Consider the following 18,391-nt stretch of genomic DNA (forward strand, 5'->3'; position numbering starts at 1 on the left):
CTTTCGCCATCTCGGGCGCGCATTTCTTTGCTTACTTTCTTTGGGCAAGACCAACGAAAGTGAGTCAGCCCCGGCAGGGATGAAACAAGGGATGCACCACAAGCACAAAAAATCCAGCCCTCCCCACCACCCGAGACCGCCAAGTCCACCCCAATTGACAATCCCATCCCCCTTCCGTAAATTCCGCCCATCCATCCGGGAGAGCGTGCCCGCCGTACACGGCAAGGCGCCGCCGAAGGGGTAGCACCCGAAAACTCTCAGGCATCCAGGACCGGGCGGATCGGCGGACATGCGTCCGACCGCACTCTGGAGAGCTGGCGCCGCACGACCACTGCGGGCGCCCACCGAAGGGGCTCACGAACGGCGCGCACCGCTATGCGCACCGCTTCGCAATCTCTCAGGTACCAAGGACAGAGGGGCCATCTGCGCAGCTTGTTGATCTTCATGGCGTCACCATGGGGCATCAGGCTGCGCGGGTGGCCTTTTTGCTTTTCTGGTTCCGATCCATGCGCCGCGCCCTCAGCCACACCGGCGGCGCCTCAAGCCGAGAGACTCCATGACGCTCCAACACACGCCGCTCAATGCCATCCACCGCTCGCTGGGCGCCCGCATGGTCGACTTCGGCGGCTGGGACATGCCCGTCAACTACGGCTCCCAGATCGAAGAACACCACGCCGTGCGGCAGGACGCCGGCGTCTTCGACGTTTCGCACATGTGCGTGGTCGACCTCACGGGGCCGCGCGTGCGCGACTTCCTGCGTGGGCTGCTGGCCAACAACGTCGACAAGCTCCAGACGCCCGGCAAGGCGCTCTACAGCTGCATGCTGAACGCCAAGGGCGGCGTGATCGACGACCTGATCGTCTATTTCTTCCGTGAAGACTGGTTCCGCCTGGTGGTCAACGCCGGCACCGCGCCGACCGACCTCGAGTGGATCGTCGAGCAGAACAATGCCGCCGGTACCGGCGTGACGATCACGCCGCGCCGCTCCGACAACAACGCGGGCCCCGAGCCGCTGGGCATCCTGGCGGTGCAGGGCCCGAACGCCCGCGCCCGGACATACGCGGCACTGCCCGGCACGCAGGCGGTGGGCGACGCGCTCAAGCCTTTCAACGCAGGGTTCGTCACCGTGGAACACGTGGGCGAGATCATGGTCGCGCGCACCGGCTATACCGGCGAAGACGGCTTCGAACTGGTCGTGCCCGCCGCGCAGATCGCCGGCGTGTGGGAGCGCCTGCTGCAGGCCGGCGTGCGCCCGGCAGGCCTGGGCGCACGCGACACGCTGCGCCTGGAAGCCGGCATGAACCTCTACGGCCAGGACATGGACGAGCACGTCTCGCCGCTGGACGCCGGCCTGGCCTGGACGGTCGACCTGCAAAGCGAACGCGACTTCACTGGCAAGGCCGCACTGCTGGCCGGCGGCCAGCGCGAACAGTTCGTCGGCCTGATTCTGCGCGACAAGGGCGGCGTGCTGCGCGCCCACCAGAAGGTCATCACGCCCGTCGGTGACGGCGAAATCACCAGCGGCACGTTCAGTCCGAGCCTGTCGCAATCGATCGCACTGGCGCGCCTGCCGAAGAGCGTGGCCCTGGGCACCGACGTGCAGGTCGAAATCCGCGACCGCAAGCTGACCGCGACAGTGGTTAAACTGCCGTTCGTGCGCAATGGCAAGGCGCTGGTCAGCTGAACCCGAATTCCCACCATTCCCATCTTCCGGAGAACCTTTTCATGAGCAACGTCCCCGCCGATCTGAAGTACACCGAACACGACGAGTGGATCCGCGTTGAAGCCGACGGCACGCTGACCATCGGCATCACCGACTACGCGCAGGACGCACTGGGCGACATCGTCTTCCTGGATCTGCCGGAAGCCGGCCGCAGCGTCAACAAGGACGAGGCGATTGCGGTGGTCGAGTCGGTCAAGGCCGCTTCGGACATCTACGCACCGGTTGCCGGCGAGATCGTTGCCCGCAACGAAGATGCGATCGGCTCGCCCGAATCCGTCAACGGCGACGCGTACGCCGCGTGGCTCTTCAAGATCAAGCCGGCCAACGCCGATGACGTGAACGCGCTGTGGACGGCAGAGAAGTACGCCGCCGAACGCGCCTAAGCCGCACCCCGAGCCGATGCGCCTGACCCGCGCATCGGCTTTTGCCTGAATTTCGAGCCCTTGCCATGAACGCTCCGCACCCCGCTTCCTCGGCGCTTGCCGCTGAACGTCCTACCCTCGCCGAACTGGAGGCGCGCGACGCCTTCTCGCATCGCCACATCGGCCCGTCTGCCGAAGAGCAGGCGCAGATGCTGGCCACGCTCGGCTACGCCAGCCGCGCCGAGCTGATCGACGCCGTGATCCCGGCCGCCATCCGCCGCAAAGACGGGATGCCGCTGGGCGAATTCACGCAACCGCTGACCGAAGAAGCGGCGCTGGCCAAGCTGCGCGGCATCGCGGGGCAGAACCGCGTGTTCAAGAGCCTGATCGGCCAGGGCTACTACGGCACGCACACGCCGGGCGTCATCCTGCGCAACATCCTCGAAAACCCCGCCTGGTACACGGCGTACACGCCGTATCAGCCGGAAATCTCCCAGGGGCGCCTGGAAGCGATGCTGAATTTCCAGCAGATGGTGATCGACCTTACGGCGATGGACATCGCCAATGCGTCGATGCTGGACGAAGCGACCGCCGCGGCTGAAGCCATGACGCTGCTGCAGCGGATTGGCAAGTCGAAGTCGACCGTGTTCTTCGTGGCCGACGACGTGCTGCCGCAAACGCTGGAAGTCGTGCGCACGCGCGCCAAGCCGATCGGCGTGCAGGTGGTGACCGGCCCGGCGGCCGACGCTGCCAAGCACGACGCGTTCGGTGTGCTGCTGCAATACCCGGGCGCCAACGGTGCGCTGCTGGGCGATCTGGCGACGTACCAGGCGCTCACCGATGCCGTGCACGCCGCCGGCGGCCTGGTCGTGGCCGCCGCCGACCTGCTGGCGCTCACGCTGCTGGCCGCGCCGGGCGAATGGGGCGCTGACGTCGTGATCGGCAACACGCAGCGCTTTGGCGTGCCGTTCGGTTTCGGCGGCCCGCACGCCGGCTACATGGCCGTGCGCGATGCGTTCAAGCGCTCGATGCCCGGCCGACTGGTCGGCGTGACGATCGATGCGCAAGGCAACCCGGCCTACCGCCTCGCGCTGCAAACGCGCGAGCAGCACATCCGCCGCGAGAAGGCCACCTCGAACATCTGTACCGCGCAGGTGCTGCTGGGCGTGATGGCGTCGATGTACGCCGTCTACCACGGCCCGCAAGGCCTGAAGCGCATCGCCCAGCGCGTGCACCGCCTGACCGCCACGCTGGCCGCCGGCCTGCGCGCGATCGGCTACACGCTGGAAGCCGACGCCTTCTTCGACACGCTGACCGTCGCCACCGGCCCGCGCACCGCCAACCTGCACATCGCTGCGCAGGCGCACGGCATCAACCTGCGCCAGATCGACGACGCGCGACTGGGCATCTCGCTGGACGAAACGGTCACGCGCGCCGATGTCGTGGCGCTGTGGGACATCTTCGCGCATGCCGCGCACGCCGCCGCACCGGACTTCGACCAGACCGAAGCGGGCGTCGCCGATGCGTATCCGGCCTCGCTCATCCGCCAGAGCGCATACCTGACGCATCCGGTGTTCAACGCGCACCACTCCGAGCACGAAATGCTGCGCTACCTGCGCAGCCTGGCTGACAAGGATCTCGCGCTCGACCGCACGATGATCCCGCTGGGCTCGTGCACGATGAAGCTCAACGCCACCGCAGAAATGCTGCCGGTGACGTGGCCCGAGTTTTCGAACATCCATCCGTTCGCACCGGCCGACCAGACCGTCGGCTACCGCGAGATGATCGACCAGCTCGAGCAGATGCTCTGCGCCGCCACCGGCTACGCCGCCGTGAGCCTGCAGCCGAATGCCGGCTCGCAGGGCGAATACGCCGGTCTGCTGATCATCCACGCCTACCACGCCAGCCGTGGCGAAGCGCACCGCAACGTGTGCCTGATCCCGTCGTCGGCGCACGGTACGAACCCCGCATCGGCGCAGATGGCCGGCATGCAGGTGGTCGTGGTGGCCTGCGATGAGCGCGGCAACGTCGATCTGGCCGATCTGGAAAAGAAGGCCGCCGAGCACAGCAAGAACCTCGCGGCCATCATGATCACCTACCCGTCCACGCACGGCGTGTTCGAGGAAGGCGTGAAGCGCGTCTGCGAAATCGTGCACAGCCACGGCGGCCAGGTCTACGTGGACGGCGCCAACATGAACGCCATGGTCGGCACCGCCGCGCCGGGCCACTTCGGCGGCGACGTCTCGCACCTGAACCTGCACAAGACGTTCTGCATTCCGCACGGCGGCGGCGGCCCGGGCGTCGGCCCGGTGGCCGTGGGTGCGCACCTCGCGCCGTTCCTCCCGGGGCGCGCGGCGTCGGGTGAAGATGCCAGCCAGAACATCGGCAATGTGTCGGCGTCGGCGTTCGGCTCGGCGTCGATCCTGCCGATCTCGTGGATGTACATCGCGATGATGGGCGCCGCGGGCCTGACCGCCGCCACCGAGACGGCCATCCTGTCGGCCAACTACGTGGCCAAGCGTCTCGCGCCGTACTACCCGGTGCTGTACACGGGCGCGCACGGCCTGGTGGCCCACGAGTGCATTCTCGACATCCGTCCGCTGCAGAAGGAATCGGGCATCAGCAACGAAGACATCGCCAAGCGCCTGATGGACTTCGGCTTCCACGCACCGACGATGAGCTTCCCGGTGCCGGGCACGCTGATGATCGAGCCGACCGAAAGCGAGCCGAAGGTGGAACTCGACCGTTTCATCGACGCGATGATTGCCATCCGCGGCGAGATCGACAAGGTCATCTCGGGCGAATTCGACCGTGAAGACAACCCGCTCAAGCACGCGCCGCACACCGCAGCCGTGGTGATGGCCGATGACTGGTCGCACAAGTACACGCGCGAGCAGGCCGCTTACCCGGTGGCATCGCTGCGCGCACGCAAGTACTGGCCGCCGGTTGGCCGCGCCGACAACGTCTACGGCGACCGCAACCTGTTCTGCGCCTGCGTGCCGATGAGCGAGTACGCGCAGGACTAAAGCCGGCGACCCAGCGCGATTGCCATCGCGCCGCGCCTCAGGCGGCCGCCTCGCACCACGGGGCGGCCGTTTGCATCTGAACAACCCGAGCGCGGGCGGCCACAAGCCGACTCGCCCCTTTTGCAAAACGCCCCCCGGAGCCTGACCCCATGGCTGTTTCTGTTTTCGACCTCTTCAAGATCGGCATCGGCCCGTCCAGCTCGCACACCGTCGGGCCGATGCGCGCCGCGCTGATGTTCGCCTCCGGCCTCGAAGCCGACGGCCTGATGCCGCAAGTCGCCAGCGTGCGCGTCGAGCTGTATGGCTCGCTCGGCGCCACCGGCAAGGGCCACGGCACCGATCGCGGCGTCATCCTCGGCCTGATGGGCGAGGCGCCGGACACCATCGACCCCGACACCATCGAAGACAAGCTGGCGGCGCTGCGCGCGTCGCAGTCGCTGTCGCTGCTGGGCCGTCACGCGGTGCGCTTTACCGAGAAGGAGCACATCGCCTTCTATCGCCGCGAGGCGATGGCCGAGCACCCGAACGGCATGAAGTTCCATGCCTTCGATGCGGCCGGCGAGCGGCTGCGCGAGGCGCGCTACCTGTCGGTGGGCGGCGGCTTTGTCGTCACGGCCGGTGCGCCGAATACGCAAGTGCTGGCCGCACACGACCAGTTGCCGCATCCGTTCCGCAGCGGCAAGGAATTGCTGGCGATGTGCGAATCGACGGGCAAGTCCATCGCCCGCCTGATGCTCGAAAACGAACTGACGTGGCGCACCGAAGCCGAAGTGCGCGCCGGCTTGCTCAACATATGGCACGTGATGCAGGCGTGCGTGGCGCGCGGCTGCCGCACCGAGGGCGAACTGCCGGGCCCGTTCCACGTGCGTCGCCGCGCGGCGGAGCTGTATTCACGGCTCACGGTGCAGGCCGAACGCGCGCTGTCCGATCCGCTGTCGGTCATCGACTGGGTGAACCTGTATGCGATTGCCGTGAACGAAGAAAACGCCGCGGGCGGGCGCGTCGTCACGGCGCCGACCAACGGCGCCGCCGGCATCATCCCCGCCGTGCTGCATTACTACGACCGCTTCGTGCCCGGCGCGAACGACAACGGCGTGGTCGATTTTCTGCTCACCGCCGGCGCGATCGGCATGCTGTACAAGATGAACGCGTCGATCTCGGGAGCGGAGGTCGGCTGCCAGGGGGAGGTCGGCGTGGCGTGTTCGATGGCGGCGGGTGCGCTGGCAGCGGTGCTGGGCGGCACGCCTGCGCAGGTCGAAAACGCAGCGGAGATCGGCATGGAGCACAACCTGGGGCTGACATGCGACCCAGTCGGCGGGCTGGTGCAGATTCCGTGCATCGAGCGCAATGCGATGGCCTCGGTGAAGGCCGTGAACGCGGCGCGCATGGCGTTGCGCGGAGACGGCACGCACTATGTCTCGCTCGATTCGGTCATCAAGACCATGCGTGAAACGGGCGCGGACATGAAGACCAAGTACAAGGAGACGGCCCGCGGCGGCCTGGCGGTCAACATCGTGGAGTGCTGAGGCTGCGCGCAGAACGGCGGCGAATGCCCCCACCACCAAACGCGAAATCCGGCCGGGCGGTGGGGCGTTAACATGCAAGGCGTTTCACCTTCCATTCCGCCATTTCGATCATGCAGATCTACCACAACCCGCGTTGCTCCAAATCCCGCGCTGCGCTTGAGCGGGCCCAGGCCTTTGCCCAGAAGACGGGCGAACCGCTCGACGTCGTCGATTACCTCGTCACGCCGCCCACGCTGGATGCGCTCAAGACACTGGCGGCGCAACTCGATGCGCCCGTGCGCAGCCTCGTGCGCGAGAACGAAGACGAATACGCGCAACTGAACCTGGCGGATGCCTCCGACGAGGCGCTGCTCGAGGCCATCGCGGCGCATCCGCGGCTGCTGCAGCGTCCGGTGCTCGTACGCAACGGGAAGGCCACCATTGGCCGGACGCCGGAAGCGCTCGACGCGTTCCTGAAGTAAGCCCACATCGGGGGCCCCACAGTTGAACGGCCTGCCGATTTCCATCGGGCAGGCCGTTCAGGGGTGGCCGTATCGCCTTGCGCGAGGGCCGGGGCTGCGTCCGTCAAGACGCGCTGGGGCACCGGATCATTCCAGGCCCATCCATCGGGCCATTTCTGACCCGAAACCAATGGCCAGCAGCGCTGCGAGCACCACTGCCAGCGCCACCGCGGTCGATACCGCAGTGACTTTCATGACCTCCGCATCGTCGTGCTCGCTGCTGTGCGCGCGATGCAGATGCACGCGCATGCCCAGCGGCATGGCCTTCGCGGACGGCTTGCGATGCCAGTGCAAGCGCTCCGCCATCGCTCGCAAGTGTTGCGTGTCAAACGCGTCACGGGAAAATCGCATCGCGGTACCTCCCGTCGTGTGTGTGGAGCCGACGCCGGCACGCACCGGCGTCGGGGGTACGTGCGGCCCGATGACGATACGACAGGCAAATGGCGTATGCGAGTGGCTTTGCTTGTCGGCGCCGGGTGGCGCAGTCGTCTGGTCGCCTCGCACAAGCCCAGCGTAGACGCGGGTTTGCGGCCCCGCAAGTTGCGCCGCGGCATGGTGCGCGCGTCACGCGCGCGAAACGCAAACGGTATGCGGCTCTTGCCGCGATGCGTGACGCTTTCTGCGCCCGACTGCACCGCGCCTGGGCGCTCAATCCTGAGCAGATTGGTGGGACACTTGCTCGGCGGCGCGCTCGGCCTCGCGCTTGCGCAACTCTGCCAGCATGTTGCAGAAGAGGGCGCCTTGCTCCTTCGCGTCGTCCAGCGCGATGTGCGTGTGCGGCAGCGGATCGTGCCAGTGCTCGGGAAACGCCGCCTTCACGTTGCGCCGGTACGGCATGCCCGTCAGCGCAAAGGCCAGCGTCTTGATGTCGAGCGCGGCCCACCCGAACGGCGAGCGCCCCGCGAACCGCATCATGTACCAGAACATGTACGTGAAATCGAAGCCCGCCGGAAACGCCACGAACACCGGCTTGCCCGGCAGGCTCTCGACCCACTCCACATAGCGCGGCAAGGCCACCTCAGGCGCCTCGAGATTGCTGCGGCACGCGGCCCACGCCTCGGGCTGCGTCTGCCACCACTGCATCTGGACCGGATGGCCTTCCGCGCCGGGCAGCGTTTCGAGGTTGGCTTCGAACGTGCCGACGAGCGTCTTGTCGGCCAGGTAGGCCGCGCTGGCAAAACTGAGCATCGAGTGCGGCCCGGGGATGGGCCCATCGGCCTCGACGTCGGTGCTGACGTAGATCTCGGGCCGCGTGTCGGGCGGCTGGTTGCCGCGCTTGCGGCGGGGCTTGTCCTGGGCCGCGGCGGGCGCGGTGTCGGCGAAGGTGTCGTCGCTCTCGTTGGTGTCGTCGCTCATGTTGTGCCTTCGTTGGCAAACAGCCGATCGGCGACGTACGGATTGGTCGCGCGCTCATCGCCAAAGGTGGAGACCGGGCCGTGGCCCGGCACAAAGGTGACGTCGTCGCCGAGCGGCCACAGCTTTGTGCGGATCGAGCGGATCAGATCCGCATGGTTGCCGCGCGGAAAATCGGTGCGGCCGATCGAGCCCGCGAACAGCACGTCGCCGACGATGGCGACGCGGTCTTCCGCACTGAAGAACACCACGTGGCCGGGCGTGTGGCCGGGGCAGTGGAACACCTGCAGCGTGCGGCCGGCGGCCTGCACGGTGTCGCCGTCGTCCAGCCAGCGATCGGGCACGAACGCCTCGGCCTGCGGAAAGCCGAAGCGCTGGCTCTGCACCGGCAGCTGGTCGATCCAGAACGCCTCGTCCTTCTGCGGACCTTCGATGGGCACGCCGAGCTGCCTGCGCAGGGCGTCGGCGGCGGCGCAGTGGTCGACGTGGCCGTGCGTGAGCAGGATCTTTTCGATGCGCGCGCCGTGCTGCTGGGCGGCCGCCAGGATGCGCTCGACGTCGCCGCCGGGGTCGGTGACGGCGGCCGCGCCATCGTCGCCAATCAGCAGCGTGCAGTTCTGTTCAAACGGCGTAACGGGGACGACGACGACTTTCATGTGATTTTTTGTGCGCATTTGCGCGAGGCAGGGATAACCCGATTGTATCGGCCCGAGCCCGCGCCAGCACTGGGCTCGCGGGCCGGCCTGTTACATCAGAAAGAAAATTTTACAAAATTGATGCGAGATGACTGCATGATGTGATCGTTTTAATAGGAAATGTAAATAGTCGACCAAAGCATGCGTGTTAGACTCGCGCCCATGCTCAAGCTTTCCCACCCGATCTCCAGCCTTTTGGCCGGCCGCACGCTGCGTGCCTGGCTGACGCACGGCACCACGCTGCTGGTGCTGGCGGGCTGTGCCGCTGTCCCGGGCGAACCGCCTGCGGGCACACAGACCGGCGTGCAGGCCAGCAAGCCCGCCGCACCCGCGACTGCCCTCAAGCCGGCCGACCCGCGCGACAACCCCGACGCCTGGGGTTCGCTGTCGTTTCGCGGCGTGCCCGATTCGAACGGCCTCAAGCTCGACGAGAACACCGACACCACGCCCGGCCTGCGCGCAGACCTGGGCACCTTCGAAGAGCGCGGCATCGCCTCGTGGTACGGCCGCGGCTTCCACGGCCGGCGCACCGCCAGCGGCGAGCGCTTCGACATGAATGCCTTCACGGTGGCGCACCCGTCGCTGCCCCTGCAGAGCTGGGTGCTCGTGCGCAACCTCGCCAACGACCGCGTGGTCGTCGCCAAGGTGACGGATCGCGGCCCGTACTACGGCAAGCGCATCCTCGACATGTCGTACGCCGCCGCCAAGCGGCTCGATTTCGTCAAGCGCGGTTCGACCCGCGTGGAGATCCGCCGCCTGTCACGCGCAGAAGTCGAAGCGCTGCGCCCCGAGCTCACGCAAACCGACGTGGCCAGCAACGATGGCGATGCCGATGTGGGCGCCGACGACCCGACGCCGGCCAAGCGTGTGAAGCATCGCGCCAGGAAGGCGCGGCACCGTTAATCCTTCCCGTCGTTCTTGAGCGCCAGCGCGCTCTGGTACAGCGCATCGACCGGCGCACCGGTGATCGCGCCCGCCAGCTTTGCCGCGCGTTTGGCCGGCAGCTCGGCCAACAGCAGACGCAAGACCTGGTCCGCTGCCAGGGCCGTGGGCGCCGCGTCCTGCGCGCCCGCACCTTCCACCACCAGCACGAATTCGCCCTTGCCATGCGAGGCATCGGCGGCCAGCCATGCGGGCGCCTCCGCCGCCGGCAGCACGACGATCTGCTCGAACAGCTTGGTCAGTTCGCGCCCGATGAGCACGCGCCGCGCCGGCAGATGCTCGGCCAGCGCCGCCAGTGTCGCGTCGATGCGATGCGGCGCCTCGTACAGGACCCACGCCGGCCCGTGCGCCGCCCATTGGCGGATGGCCGCATCGCGCTGCCCCGCCTTGGGCGGCAGGAAGCCGACGAAGGTGAATTGCCCGGCGGACGTGTCGAGCAGCTCGCCGGCGGCCGAGAGCGCAGTCACCACGGCACTGGCGCCGGGCAGCGGAATCACGCGATGGCCCGCCGCGCGCACGGCCTGCACAATGCGCGAGCCGGGGTCGGACACGCCCGGCGTGCCGGCATCCGACACATAGGCGATGCGCTCGCCCTGCGCCAGACGCGCCACGATGCGCTCGGCCGCTTCGCGCTCGTTGTGCTCGTGTGCGGCCAGCATCGGGCGCGACAGCCCCAGCCGATTGAGCAGTTGCCCCGTGTTGCGGGTGTCCTCGCAGGCCACCGCATCGACCAGGCCGAGCACGTGCCGCGCCCGCAGCGATACGTCGGCGGCGTTCCCGATGGGGGTGGCCACCACATATAATGCGCCGGCGGGGTAATGCTGGTCGTGCGCCAGCAGGGTCCAGTCAGGATCACTCACGAGAACTTCTCTCCGTCACTTGGTTCAAACCGCCAATGCACGCGCCGCAGCCCGTCTCTTCGCAGTCCACGATGCCACTCACAGCCGCGACCGGCGATGCCGGCGAAGACCGCGCACTCCGCTATCTGCAAGCGCGGGGCCTGTCGGTGGTCACGCGCAATTATCGCTGCAAGGCCGGTGAGATCGACCTGGTGATGCGCGATGCGGCCGGCGCGCTGGTCTTCGTGGAAGTCCGTGCCCGCGTGGCACGCTCCACGCAGCGCTTTGGCGGTGCGGCCGCCAGCGTGACGCCGACCAAGCAGCGCCGCCTGATCGCGGCGGCCGAAGATTTTCTCGCGCAGCAGGCGCAGGATGTCCCCGCCTGCCGCTTTGACGTCATCGCCATCGACGGCACGCGCATCGAGTGGATGCGCGATGCCTTTGGTGTCGAAGCGTGAATCTCGCTCTTGTCGCTCTTCTCTCTTCCGGACTTCATTCAAGGACAGCATGAAACCCTCGTCGCCTACGTCTGCCCGCTTGCGTCACTCGGTCAAGCGCACCGTTGTGCTGGCCGCCCTGGCCGGCATCACCGCCACGCAGCTGACCGCCTGCTTCCCGCTGTTTGCCGGCGCCGTGGCCGGTGGCGTCGCCCTGGCCACCGACCGACGCCCGACCGCCACGCAGACCATCGACCGCGGCCTGCAGATGGAGGCCGAGAACACGCTGATCTCGCGCTACAACGGCCGCGCGCACGTCAACGTCACCGTCTACAACCGCAAGGTGCTGCTGACGGGCGAAGCCGGCACCGAGCAGACCAAGCAGGAGATCGGCCAATACGCGCAAAAGCTCGAGAATGCCCGCGAGGTCGTCAACGAGTTGGTCGTGACGCCTGAATCGAGCACGATGAGCTCGCGTGCCAACGACACCTACATCACCACCAAGGTGAAGGGCGTGCTGGCCGGCGCGGAAGGCGTGCCCTGGAACTCCATCAAGGTGACCACCGAAGCGCAGACCGTCTTCCTGATGGGCGTGGTGACCGAAGCCGAAGGCAACCGTGCCACCGAAGCGGTGCGCACCGTGGGCGGCGTCAACAAGGTCGTGAAGGTGTTCGACTACGTGAGCGAAGACGAGCGCAAGCGCCTGGACGCGAATGCCACGTCGACCAACCCCTCGGTGGCGCCCGACGCGTCGCAAGGCACGCCCGCCACTGTGCGCGGCACGCCGACGGCCACGCAGGCCCCCGCGCCCGTGACCTCCGCATCGCCCGGGGTGACGGTGTCGCCGACCACCTCGCCGGCGCTGCCGCCGGGCAAGCAGCTGCCGTAACGGTGCCGGCAGCCTCGGCCCCCATCGCTTTGCAAAGAACGCAGCCATCGGGCTGCGTTTTTTGTTGGCTGCGCGCATCACCCAGGCACATGGCCGGCGGTGCGTGCTAGCGTATGACGCTTGCCCGACTTCGCTGCCCCCCATGCCCGTCGTCCACCGTCTTGCCGCCGCGGCTCTGCTGGCGGCACTGCCCACGGCCCGCGCGGCCGATCGTCCGCCCTCCGACCCCCAGGCCCGCACATGGGCGGCATCGTGCGCGGGCTGCCATCACGCCGATACCGCGCCGGGCGTCGGGCGCGCCGTACAGACGCTGCCCCCGCTCGCGGGCCGCTCGCAGGCCGAGCTGATCGATACGCTGCAGGCGTTCCGCAACGGCACACGCCCGTCCACGGTGATGGGCCAGATTGCGCGTGGTTATGACGATGCGCAGATCGCCGCCATTGCCGGCTGGCTGTCGCGCCAATCGCAGGAGGCACCATGACCGCATCTCCCTGCATGAAGGACCGGCGGGCCGTGCTGCGCGCGCTGGGCGCGACGGCGCTGGCCGGGCCGCTGGCGGCATGTGCGTCGCTGTCGGGCGCGCGCAATGCGCGTGTCGTGGTGGTTGGCGGCGGCTATGGCGGGGCCACGGCGGCCAAGTACGTACGCACGTTCTCCGGAGGGCGTGTCGACGTGACGCTGGTCGAGCCGAACGCGACGTTCGTTTCGTGTCCCTTGTCGAACCTCGTGGTGTCCGGCGACCGCGACCTGGCGTCGGTGACCGTGCCGTACGACGCGCTGGTCGGGCGCCACGGGGTGCGTTGGGTGCGGGATCGCGCATCGGCCATCGACGTCGGTGCAAGGCAGGTGCGCCTGGCCGGCGGCGGCACGCTGGATTACGACCGCCTGATCCTGTCGCCCGGCATCGATTTCATTGCGGGTGCGATTCCCGGCTTGGCGAACCCCGCCACGGCGGCACAGGCGCCGCACGCGTGGAAGGCCGGCATGCAGACGCTCGCGCTGCGCCACCGGCTCGAGGCCATGCCCAACGGCGGCACGGTGGCGATCAGCATTCCGCTCGCGCCGTATCGCTGCCCGCCCGCGCCGTACGAGCGTGCCTGCCTGATCGCGCACTGGCTGCAGCGCGCCAAGCCCGACTCGCGCGTGCTCATCCTCGATGCCAATGACGATGTGACGTCCAAGGGCGCGCTGTTCAAGCGCGTGTGGGCCGAGCGCTACCCCCGGCATATCGAATATCGGCCGCAATACAACGCCGTCGACATCGATGCGACCGGCCGCGTACTGAAGTTCGACGTGCAGGACGACGTGCAGGCCGATGTGGTCAACCTGATCCCGCCGCAGCGTGCCGGAGCGATTGCCGTGCAGGCCGGGCTGGCGACGGCCAACGGACGCTGGTGCGAGGTCGACTTCCTGTCGTTCGAATCGAAGGTGGCGACCGGCGTGCACGTGATCGGCGATGCCATCCAGACCGCGCCGCTGATGCCGAAGTCCGGCCACATGGCGAACCAGCACGGCAAGGTGGCCGCCGCCGCCGTGGTGGCGATGCTCGCCGGCCACGCGCCCGATGCGTCGCCGCTGTATACGAACACCTGCTACAGCTTCACCGCGCCGGACGAGGCGATGCACGTGGCAACTGTCCACCGCTATGACCCTGCCGAGCGCACCATGGTGACGGTGCCCGGCGCCGGTGGGCTTTCCGAGGCGCCGTCCGCGGCGGAGGGCAGGCTCGCGCAAGGCTGGAGCCGCGCGATCTGGTCGGACATGCTGGGCTGAGCACGCGGCTTCCCGCGGCGGCACGAACAATGCGCAAGATTGAGCAAGTCGCGCGTGCCGCGCGCGCCTAGAGTGCGTCAGATGGCCGCGCGGGCGGCCGCAACACCATTCCGATCATCATGTCTCCCAAGGATCTGCTGCTGGCCCTGACCGTTGTGCTGGTATGGGGCGTCAACTTTGTCGTCATCAAGGTGGGCCTGCACGGTGTGCCGCCCATGCTGCTGGGTGCGCTGCGCTTTGCGCTGGTCGCGTTCCCGGCCGTGCTGTTCGTGCCGCGCCCCAAGATTGCGCTCAAGTGGCTGGTGGCTTACGGCGCCACCATCAGCTTCGGACAGTTCGCGTTCCTGTTCTCGGCCATGTATGTGGGCATGCCGGCCGGACTGGCCTCGCTGGTGCTGCAGTCGCAGGCCTTCTTTACGCTGACGATTGCCGCCATCGTGCTGCGCGAGCCGATCCGCTGGTTCCACCTGGCCGGCATGGCGGTGGCCGCGGGCGGGCTGGCCGTCATTGGCATGGCGGGCGGCGGCTCGGTCACGGGCATGACCACCGCCGGCTTCTTGCTGACGCTGTGCGCGGCGTTTTCGTGGGCCAGCGGCAACATCGTCACCAAGCGCGTCGGGCCGGTGAACGTGGTCAGCCTGGTGGTGTGGGGCGCGCTGATCCCGCCGATTCCGTTCCTGCTGCTGTCGTTCTGGATGGAAGGCCCGGAGCAGATCGCGCACAGCCTGGCGAACATCGGCGCATCGAGCATCGGGGCGATCGTCTACCTGTCGTTCGGCGCCACCATCTTCGGCTACAGCCTGTGGAGCCGCCTGCTGGCGCGCTACGCGGCCAGCCAGGTTGCGCCGCTCACGCTGCTGGTGCCGGTGGTGGGGCTGGTGTCGGCGGCCGTGCTGCTGGGCGAGCGGCTGGTGCCCGCGCAATGGCTCGGCGGCGCGGTCGTCATGGCGGGGCTGCTTCTGAACGTTTTCGGCGGCCGGCTGGCGGCGCGGCGGGCGATGGCCTGAGGCGCATGCCACCCGCCGCCAAGCGCCCGGGCCGCGACGTTGCCGGCGTTTGGCTTTGGGGCGGCGGCATGGCGGTTGCCCACACTTGGGGCACAATACCGGGTCCGATTCTCACCATCTGGCCCGCGCACGCATGCGGGCAGCCCCACCGTCTGGAGACCACATGAAGTTCGCCCCCACGCTTGCTGCCGGCGCCGTGCTGGCCGGCCTCGCGCTGTCCGCCGCGCCCGTGCACGCCGCCGTTGACGCTGCCCGCGCGCAATCCATCGCCAACCAGAACGCCTGCATGGGCTGCCACGCCGTCGACCGCAAGCTCGTCGGGCCGGCGTACAAGGACGTGGCCACCAAATACAAGGGCGATGCGGGCGCAGAAGCCAAGCTCATCAAGAAGGTGCGCGAGGGCGGCATGGGCAACTGGGGCCAGATCCCGATGCCGGCCAATCCGAAGATTGCCGATGCCGACCTGAAAACCGTGATCGACTGGGTGCTCGCGGGCGCCCCGGCCAAGTGAGGGCAGGGCGATGAACGAACCGATCAACGTGAGCCGCCGCGACGTGTTGCGCGCGGGCGCGATGATGGCGCTGCTGGTCTCCGCCGGCATCGCCACGCCCGCGCAGGCGGCCGAGTGGAACAAGGCCGCCTTCAGCGTCAAGGGCGTAAACGACGTGCTCAAGCAACTGGGCGGCGGCGCGGTCGACAAGGGCGGCGCCGGCATCCAGCTCACCGCACCGGACATTGCAGAAAACGGCGCCGTGGTGCCGCTGGTCGTGACGAGCACGCTGACGGGCACCGACCTCATCGCCATCCTGGTCGAAAAGAACCCGAACACGCTGGCCGCCACGTTCGCCATTCCGGCCGGCACCGACCCGTTTGTCAGCACGCGCGTGAAGATGGGCGAGACGTCAACGGTCTACGCCGCCGTGCGCGCCAACGGCAAATGGGTGCTGGCGAGCAAGGAAGTGAAGGTCACCCTTGGTGGCTGCGGCGGTTAAACCTCAGGAGAACACACCATGGCAGACCCGATGCGCATTCGCGCAATGGAAAACGGCGGCACCACCGACGTGAAGATCCTGATGAAGCACGACATGGAAACCGGCCAGCGCAAAGACGCGTCCGGCAAGGTCGTGCCCGCCTGGCACATCACCAACGTGACGGTGCAGCACAGCGGCAAGACGGTGCTGGACGCGCAGTTCGGCCCGGCCGTGTCGAAAGATCCGTTCCTCAACTTCAAGTTCAAGGGCGGCGCCAAGGGCGACAAGGTGACGGTCACGTGGGTCGACAACCACGGCGACAAGCGCACTGACGAAACGTCCATTCAGTAAACAGCAAAGGCCCGGAGGCCCACATGCGACGCAGCTTCTTTCGTGTGACCGCCGCGCTGGCGGCCTTGAGCGTGGCCGGCAAGGCTGCTGCCCAGAACGCCCCGCGCGCTGGCGGCGCCGGTGCCCGCTACAAGGTGGTCTACCAGCTGAGCGAAGGCATCGACCAGGCCGTGCGCGCCATCGGCAACCTGCGCAACCACCTGAACGGCGCACCCGGCACGAAGATCGTGGTGGTGGCGCTGGGCCACGGCATCGACTTCCTCGTTGAAGGCGCCAAGGATGCGCAGGGCCGCCCGTTTGATGCACCGGTGGCGGCGCTGGCCAGCATGGGCGTGGAGTTTCGCGTGTGCCACAACTCGCTGATGGCCTTCAAGGTGCCGGAAGACAAGCTGCTGCTCGAAGCCAAGGTAGTGCCGGCCGGCGTGGTGGAAATCACCCGCTTGCAGCAGGAAGAAGGTTTCGCCTATATCAAACCGTAGGCGACCCACGGAGGGGACCGTGAAACACAAGACATGGACGATGGTGCTGGCTGCGGCGTGGGTTGCCGGCAGCGCCGTCATGGCATCCGCGCAGGACGCCAAGGACAGCACCGCCGCCGGCATCGCGCAGTACCGCGAGATGCTGGCCGACGGCAACCCGGCCGAACTCTGGGAAGCCGCCGGCGAAGAACTCTGGAAGAAGCCCGCCGGCCCCAGGCAGGCCTCGCTTGAAGCATGCGACCTGGGCCTTGGCCCCGGCGTCGTGAAGGGCGCCTACGCCAAGCTGCCGCGCTACTTCAAAGACACCGGCCGCGTGATGGACGCCGAACAGCGCCTCATGCATTGCCGCATGACGCTGCAGGGGCTGACCAAGGAAGAGGCATCGGCCCGCCCGTTCTCGTCGCCCGGCAAGCCGTCGGACATTGAACGCCTGATGGCGTACATCACGTCCGAATCGCGCGGCGCGGCCATCGACATTCCGCTCGCCCACCCCGAAGAAAAGCGCGTGTACGAACTCGGCCGCCGCATGTTCTTCTACCGCGGCGGCGCGTACGACTTTGCTTGCGCCACGTGCCATGCCCAGCCGGGTTTGCGCATCCGCCTGCAGGAGCTGCCTGACTTGCTGACCGCCGACGGCGCGCGCTTTGCGTATTCCACCTGGCCGGGTTATCGCGTCTCGCAGGGCGAGGTACGCACGATGCAGCACCGCCTGTATGACTGCCTGCGCCAGCAGCGCTTTCCGGAACCGCTCTACGGCAGCGAGGTGATTACCGCGCTGGAGATGTTCCTCGCCCGCAACGCCAACGGCGGCAAGATGGACGCGCCGTCCATCAAACGATGACACGATGAGGCCACGCATGACCCGACTGACCCCCATCGTTCTGACGGCACTCACATTGGCCCTGGCTGCCGGCACCGCGCACGCAGCCGACGCCCCCAAGGCCGTCACCCCGCCCAAGCCCGAAGCCAAGGCCGACGCGGCACTCGCCAAGGTCATCCAGGAGAGCTTTGTCTCCAAGGGCCCGGCCACCGTGGAAGGCGTGACCGAGCGCGACGACGTGCAGAAGGTCTGCAGCCAGTTTGCCGACCGCAATGCCGTGCCCGCTGCGGTTGCCAAGAAGCTGGAAGACGCGCAATTCAAGACCATCCGCTACCCGGCGGACACCACCTGGCTGGGCGATTGGAAGGAAGGCGAGAAGACCGCGCAGAGCGGCCGCGGCATGCAGTTCTCCGACCCGGCCGGCGGCGCGAACGGCGCCAACTGCTACGCCTGCCACCGCTTGTCGAAAGACGAACTGTCCTACGGCACCATCGGCCCCTCGCTGTACCAGTACGGCAAGCTGCGTGGGGATTCGGAAGCGATCCTGCGCTACACGTGGGGCAAGATCTACAACTCCAACGCGTATGCGGCGTGCTCCAACATGCCGCGCTTCGGGCACAAGGGCATCCTCACCGAACAGCAGATCCGCGACGTGATGGCGCTGTTGTTCGACCCGGCCTCGCCCGTGAACCAGTAAC

At 67.8% G+C, this 18,391-nt stretch carries 21 protein-coding genes and 2 riboswitches; of the genes, 17 read left to right on the forward strand and 4 right to left on the reverse strand.

Going from position 1 to position 18,391, the window contains the following annotated elements; all coding sequences use genetic code 11:
* Positions 1 to 186 precede the first annotated feature (186 nt).
* A riboswitch (glycine riboswitch) is annotated at positions 187 to 284 on the forward strand.
* 12 nt (positions 285 to 296) lie between these two features.
* A riboswitch (glycine riboswitch) is annotated at positions 297 to 424 on the forward strand.
* 132 nt (positions 425 to 556) lie between these two features.
* The 5 genes from gcvT to A6M56_RS21535 all read left to right on the forward strand — a co-directional run bounded on the left by gcvT (position 557) and on the right by A6M56_RS21535 (position 7,098).
* Positions 557 to 1,684: a glycine cleavage system aminomethyltransferase GcvT gene (gcvT, locus tag A6M56_RS21515; protein WP_102080400.1), complete on the forward strand. Its 1,128-nt coding sequence runs from the start codon at positions 557 to 559 to the stop codon at positions 1,682 to 1,684.
* Positions 1,685 to 1,725: 41 nt separating this feature from the next.
* A complete protein-coding gene (gcvH, locus tag A6M56_RS21520; RefSeq protein WP_045785243.1) occupies positions 1,726 to 2,106 on the forward strand; it encodes a glycine cleavage system protein GcvH in 381 nt (126 codons plus the stop codon).
* 65 nt (positions 2,107 to 2,171) lie between these two features.
* Positions 2,172 to 5,111, forward strand: coding sequence for an aminomethyl-transferring glycine dehydrogenase (gcvP, locus tag A6M56_RS21525; RefSeq protein ID WP_045785242.1), 2,940 nt, complete (start codon positions 2,172 to 2,174; stop codon positions 5,109 to 5,111).
* A 149-nt stretch (positions 5,112 to 5,260) separates the two neighbouring features.
* Positions 5,261 to 6,637, forward strand: coding sequence for an L-serine ammonia-lyase (locus A6M56_RS21530; RefSeq protein WP_102080399.1), 1,377 nt, complete (start codon positions 5,261 to 5,263; stop codon positions 6,635 to 6,637).
* Positions 6,638 to 6,747: 110 nt separating this feature from the next.
* On the forward strand, positions 6,748 to 7,098 hold the full coding sequence (locus A6M56_RS21535) for an arsenate reductase family protein (RefSeq protein ID WP_045785240.1): 351 nt from the start codon (positions 6,748 to 6,750) through the stop codon (positions 7,096 to 7,098).
* 126 nt (positions 7,099 to 7,224) lie between these two features.
* Here the strand turns inward: A6M56_RS21535 and A6M56_RS21540 are convergent, their stop codons facing one another.
* The 3 genes from A6M56_RS21540 to A6M56_RS21550 form a co-directional block, all read right to left on the reverse strand.
* Positions 7,225 to 7,488, reverse strand: coding sequence for a hypothetical protein (locus tag A6M56_RS21540; RefSeq protein WP_102080398.1), 264 nt, complete (start codon positions 7,486 to 7,488; stop codon positions 7,225 to 7,227).
* Positions 7,489 to 7,785: 297 nt separating this feature from the next.
* On the reverse strand, positions 7,786 to 8,493 hold the full coding sequence (locus tag A6M56_RS21545; RefSeq protein WP_102080397.1) for a PolC-type DNA polymerase III domain-containing protein: 708 nt from the start codon (positions 8,491 to 8,493) through the stop codon (positions 7,786 to 7,788).
* The gene (locus tag A6M56_RS21550) at positions 8,490 to 9,146 is read right to left on the reverse strand and encodes an MBL fold metallo-hydrolase (protein ID WP_102080396.1); all 657 of its coding nucleotides are present in this window, start codon (positions 9,144 to 9,146) and stop codon (positions 8,490 to 8,492) included. The genes A6M56_RS21545 and A6M56_RS21550 overlap by 4 nt, the downstream gene beginning before the upstream one ends.
* A 201-nt stretch (positions 9,147 to 9,347) precedes the next feature.
* Between A6M56_RS21550 and A6M56_RS21555 the strand changes: the two genes are divergently transcribed.
* On the forward strand, positions 9,348 to 10,088 hold the full coding sequence (locus tag A6M56_RS21555) for a septal ring lytic transglycosylase RlpA family protein (RefSeq protein ID WP_062737707.1): 741 nt from the start codon (positions 9,348 to 9,350) through the stop codon (positions 10,086 to 10,088).
* Here the strand turns inward: A6M56_RS21555 and rsmI are convergent.
* Complete coding sequence (gene rsmI, locus A6M56_RS21560) at positions 10,085 to 10,987, reverse strand: 16S rRNA (cytidine(1402)-2'-O)-methyltransferase (RefSeq protein WP_045785235.1); 903 nt, start codon at positions 10,985 to 10,987, stop codon at positions 10,085 to 10,087. The genes A6M56_RS21555 and rsmI overlap by 4 nt on opposite strands.
* 35 nt (positions 10,988 to 11,022) lie before the next feature.
* Between rsmI and A6M56_RS21565 the strand changes: the two genes are divergently transcribed.
* From A6M56_RS21565 to soxX, 11 genes are all read left to right on the forward strand, one after another.
* Positions 11,023 to 11,424, forward strand: a complete 402-nt coding sequence (locus A6M56_RS21565; protein WP_102080395.1) for a YraN family protein — start codon at positions 11,023 to 11,025, stop codon at positions 11,422 to 11,424.
* A 49-nt stretch (positions 11,425 to 11,473) separates the two neighbouring features.
* A complete protein-coding gene (locus tag A6M56_RS21570) occupies positions 11,474 to 12,292 on the forward strand; it encodes a BON domain-containing protein (RefSeq protein ID WP_045785233.1) in 819 nt (272 codons plus the stop codon).
* 142 nt (positions 12,293 to 12,434) lie between these two features.
* The gene (locus A6M56_RS21575; protein ID WP_102080394.1) at positions 12,435 to 12,773 is read left to right on the forward strand and encodes a c-type cytochrome; all 339 of its coding nucleotides are present in this window, start codon (positions 12,435 to 12,437) and stop codon (positions 12,771 to 12,773) included.
* Positions 12,770 to 14,065: an NAD(P)/FAD-dependent oxidoreductase gene (locus tag A6M56_RS21580; RefSeq protein WP_102080393.1), complete on the forward strand. Its 1,296-nt coding sequence runs from the start codon at positions 12,770 to 12,772 to the stop codon at positions 14,063 to 14,065. The genes A6M56_RS21575 and A6M56_RS21580 overlap by 4 nt, the downstream gene beginning before the upstream one ends.
* Positions 14,066 to 14,184: 119 nt before the next feature.
* Positions 14,185 to 15,072: an EamA family transporter gene (locus A6M56_RS21585; RefSeq protein WP_045785230.1), complete on the forward strand. Its 888-nt coding sequence runs from the start codon at positions 14,185 to 14,187 to the stop codon at positions 15,070 to 15,072.
* 163 nt (positions 15,073 to 15,235) lie between these two features.
* Entirely contained in the window at positions 15,236 to 15,583 is a 348-nt protein-coding gene (locus tag A6M56_RS21590) for a c-type cytochrome (protein ID WP_045785229.1), read from the forward strand.
* A 10-nt stretch (positions 15,584 to 15,593) separates the two neighbouring features.
* Complete coding sequence (gene soxY / locus A6M56_RS21595) at positions 15,594 to 16,064, forward strand: thiosulfate oxidation carrier protein SoxY (RefSeq protein WP_102080392.1); 471 nt, start codon at positions 15,594 to 15,596, stop codon at positions 16,062 to 16,064.
* Between the two features lie 18 nt (positions 16,065 to 16,082).
* Complete coding sequence (gene soxZ, locus A6M56_RS21600) at positions 16,083 to 16,394, forward strand: thiosulfate oxidation carrier complex protein SoxZ (RefSeq protein WP_004628733.1); 312 nt, start codon at positions 16,083 to 16,085, stop codon at positions 16,392 to 16,394.
* A 23-nt stretch (positions 16,395 to 16,417) separates the two neighbouring features.
* A complete protein-coding gene (locus tag A6M56_RS21605) occupies positions 16,418 to 16,873 on the forward strand; it encodes a DsrE family protein (RefSeq protein ID WP_045785227.1) in 456 nt (151 codons plus the stop codon).
* Between the two features lie 40 nt (positions 16,874 to 16,913).
* A complete protein-coding gene (soxA, locus tag A6M56_RS21610; RefSeq protein WP_102080391.1) occupies positions 16,914 to 17,714 on the forward strand; it encodes a sulfur oxidation c-type cytochrome SoxA in 801 nt (266 codons plus the stop codon).
* 16 nt (positions 17,715 to 17,730) lie between these two features.
* The gene (soxX, locus tag A6M56_RS21615) at positions 17,731 to 18,390 is read left to right on the forward strand and encodes a sulfur oxidation c-type cytochrome SoxX (protein WP_102080390.1); all 660 of its coding nucleotides are present in this window, start codon (positions 17,731 to 17,733) and stop codon (positions 18,388 to 18,390) included.
* Position 18,391: the final 1 nt, after the last annotated feature.

The sequence above is a fragment of the Ralstonia sp. RL genome, assembly GCF_001683835.1.
Lineage (GTDB): Bacteria > Pseudomonadota > Gammaproteobacteria > Burkholderiales > Burkholderiaceae > Ralstonia > Ralstonia mannitolilytica.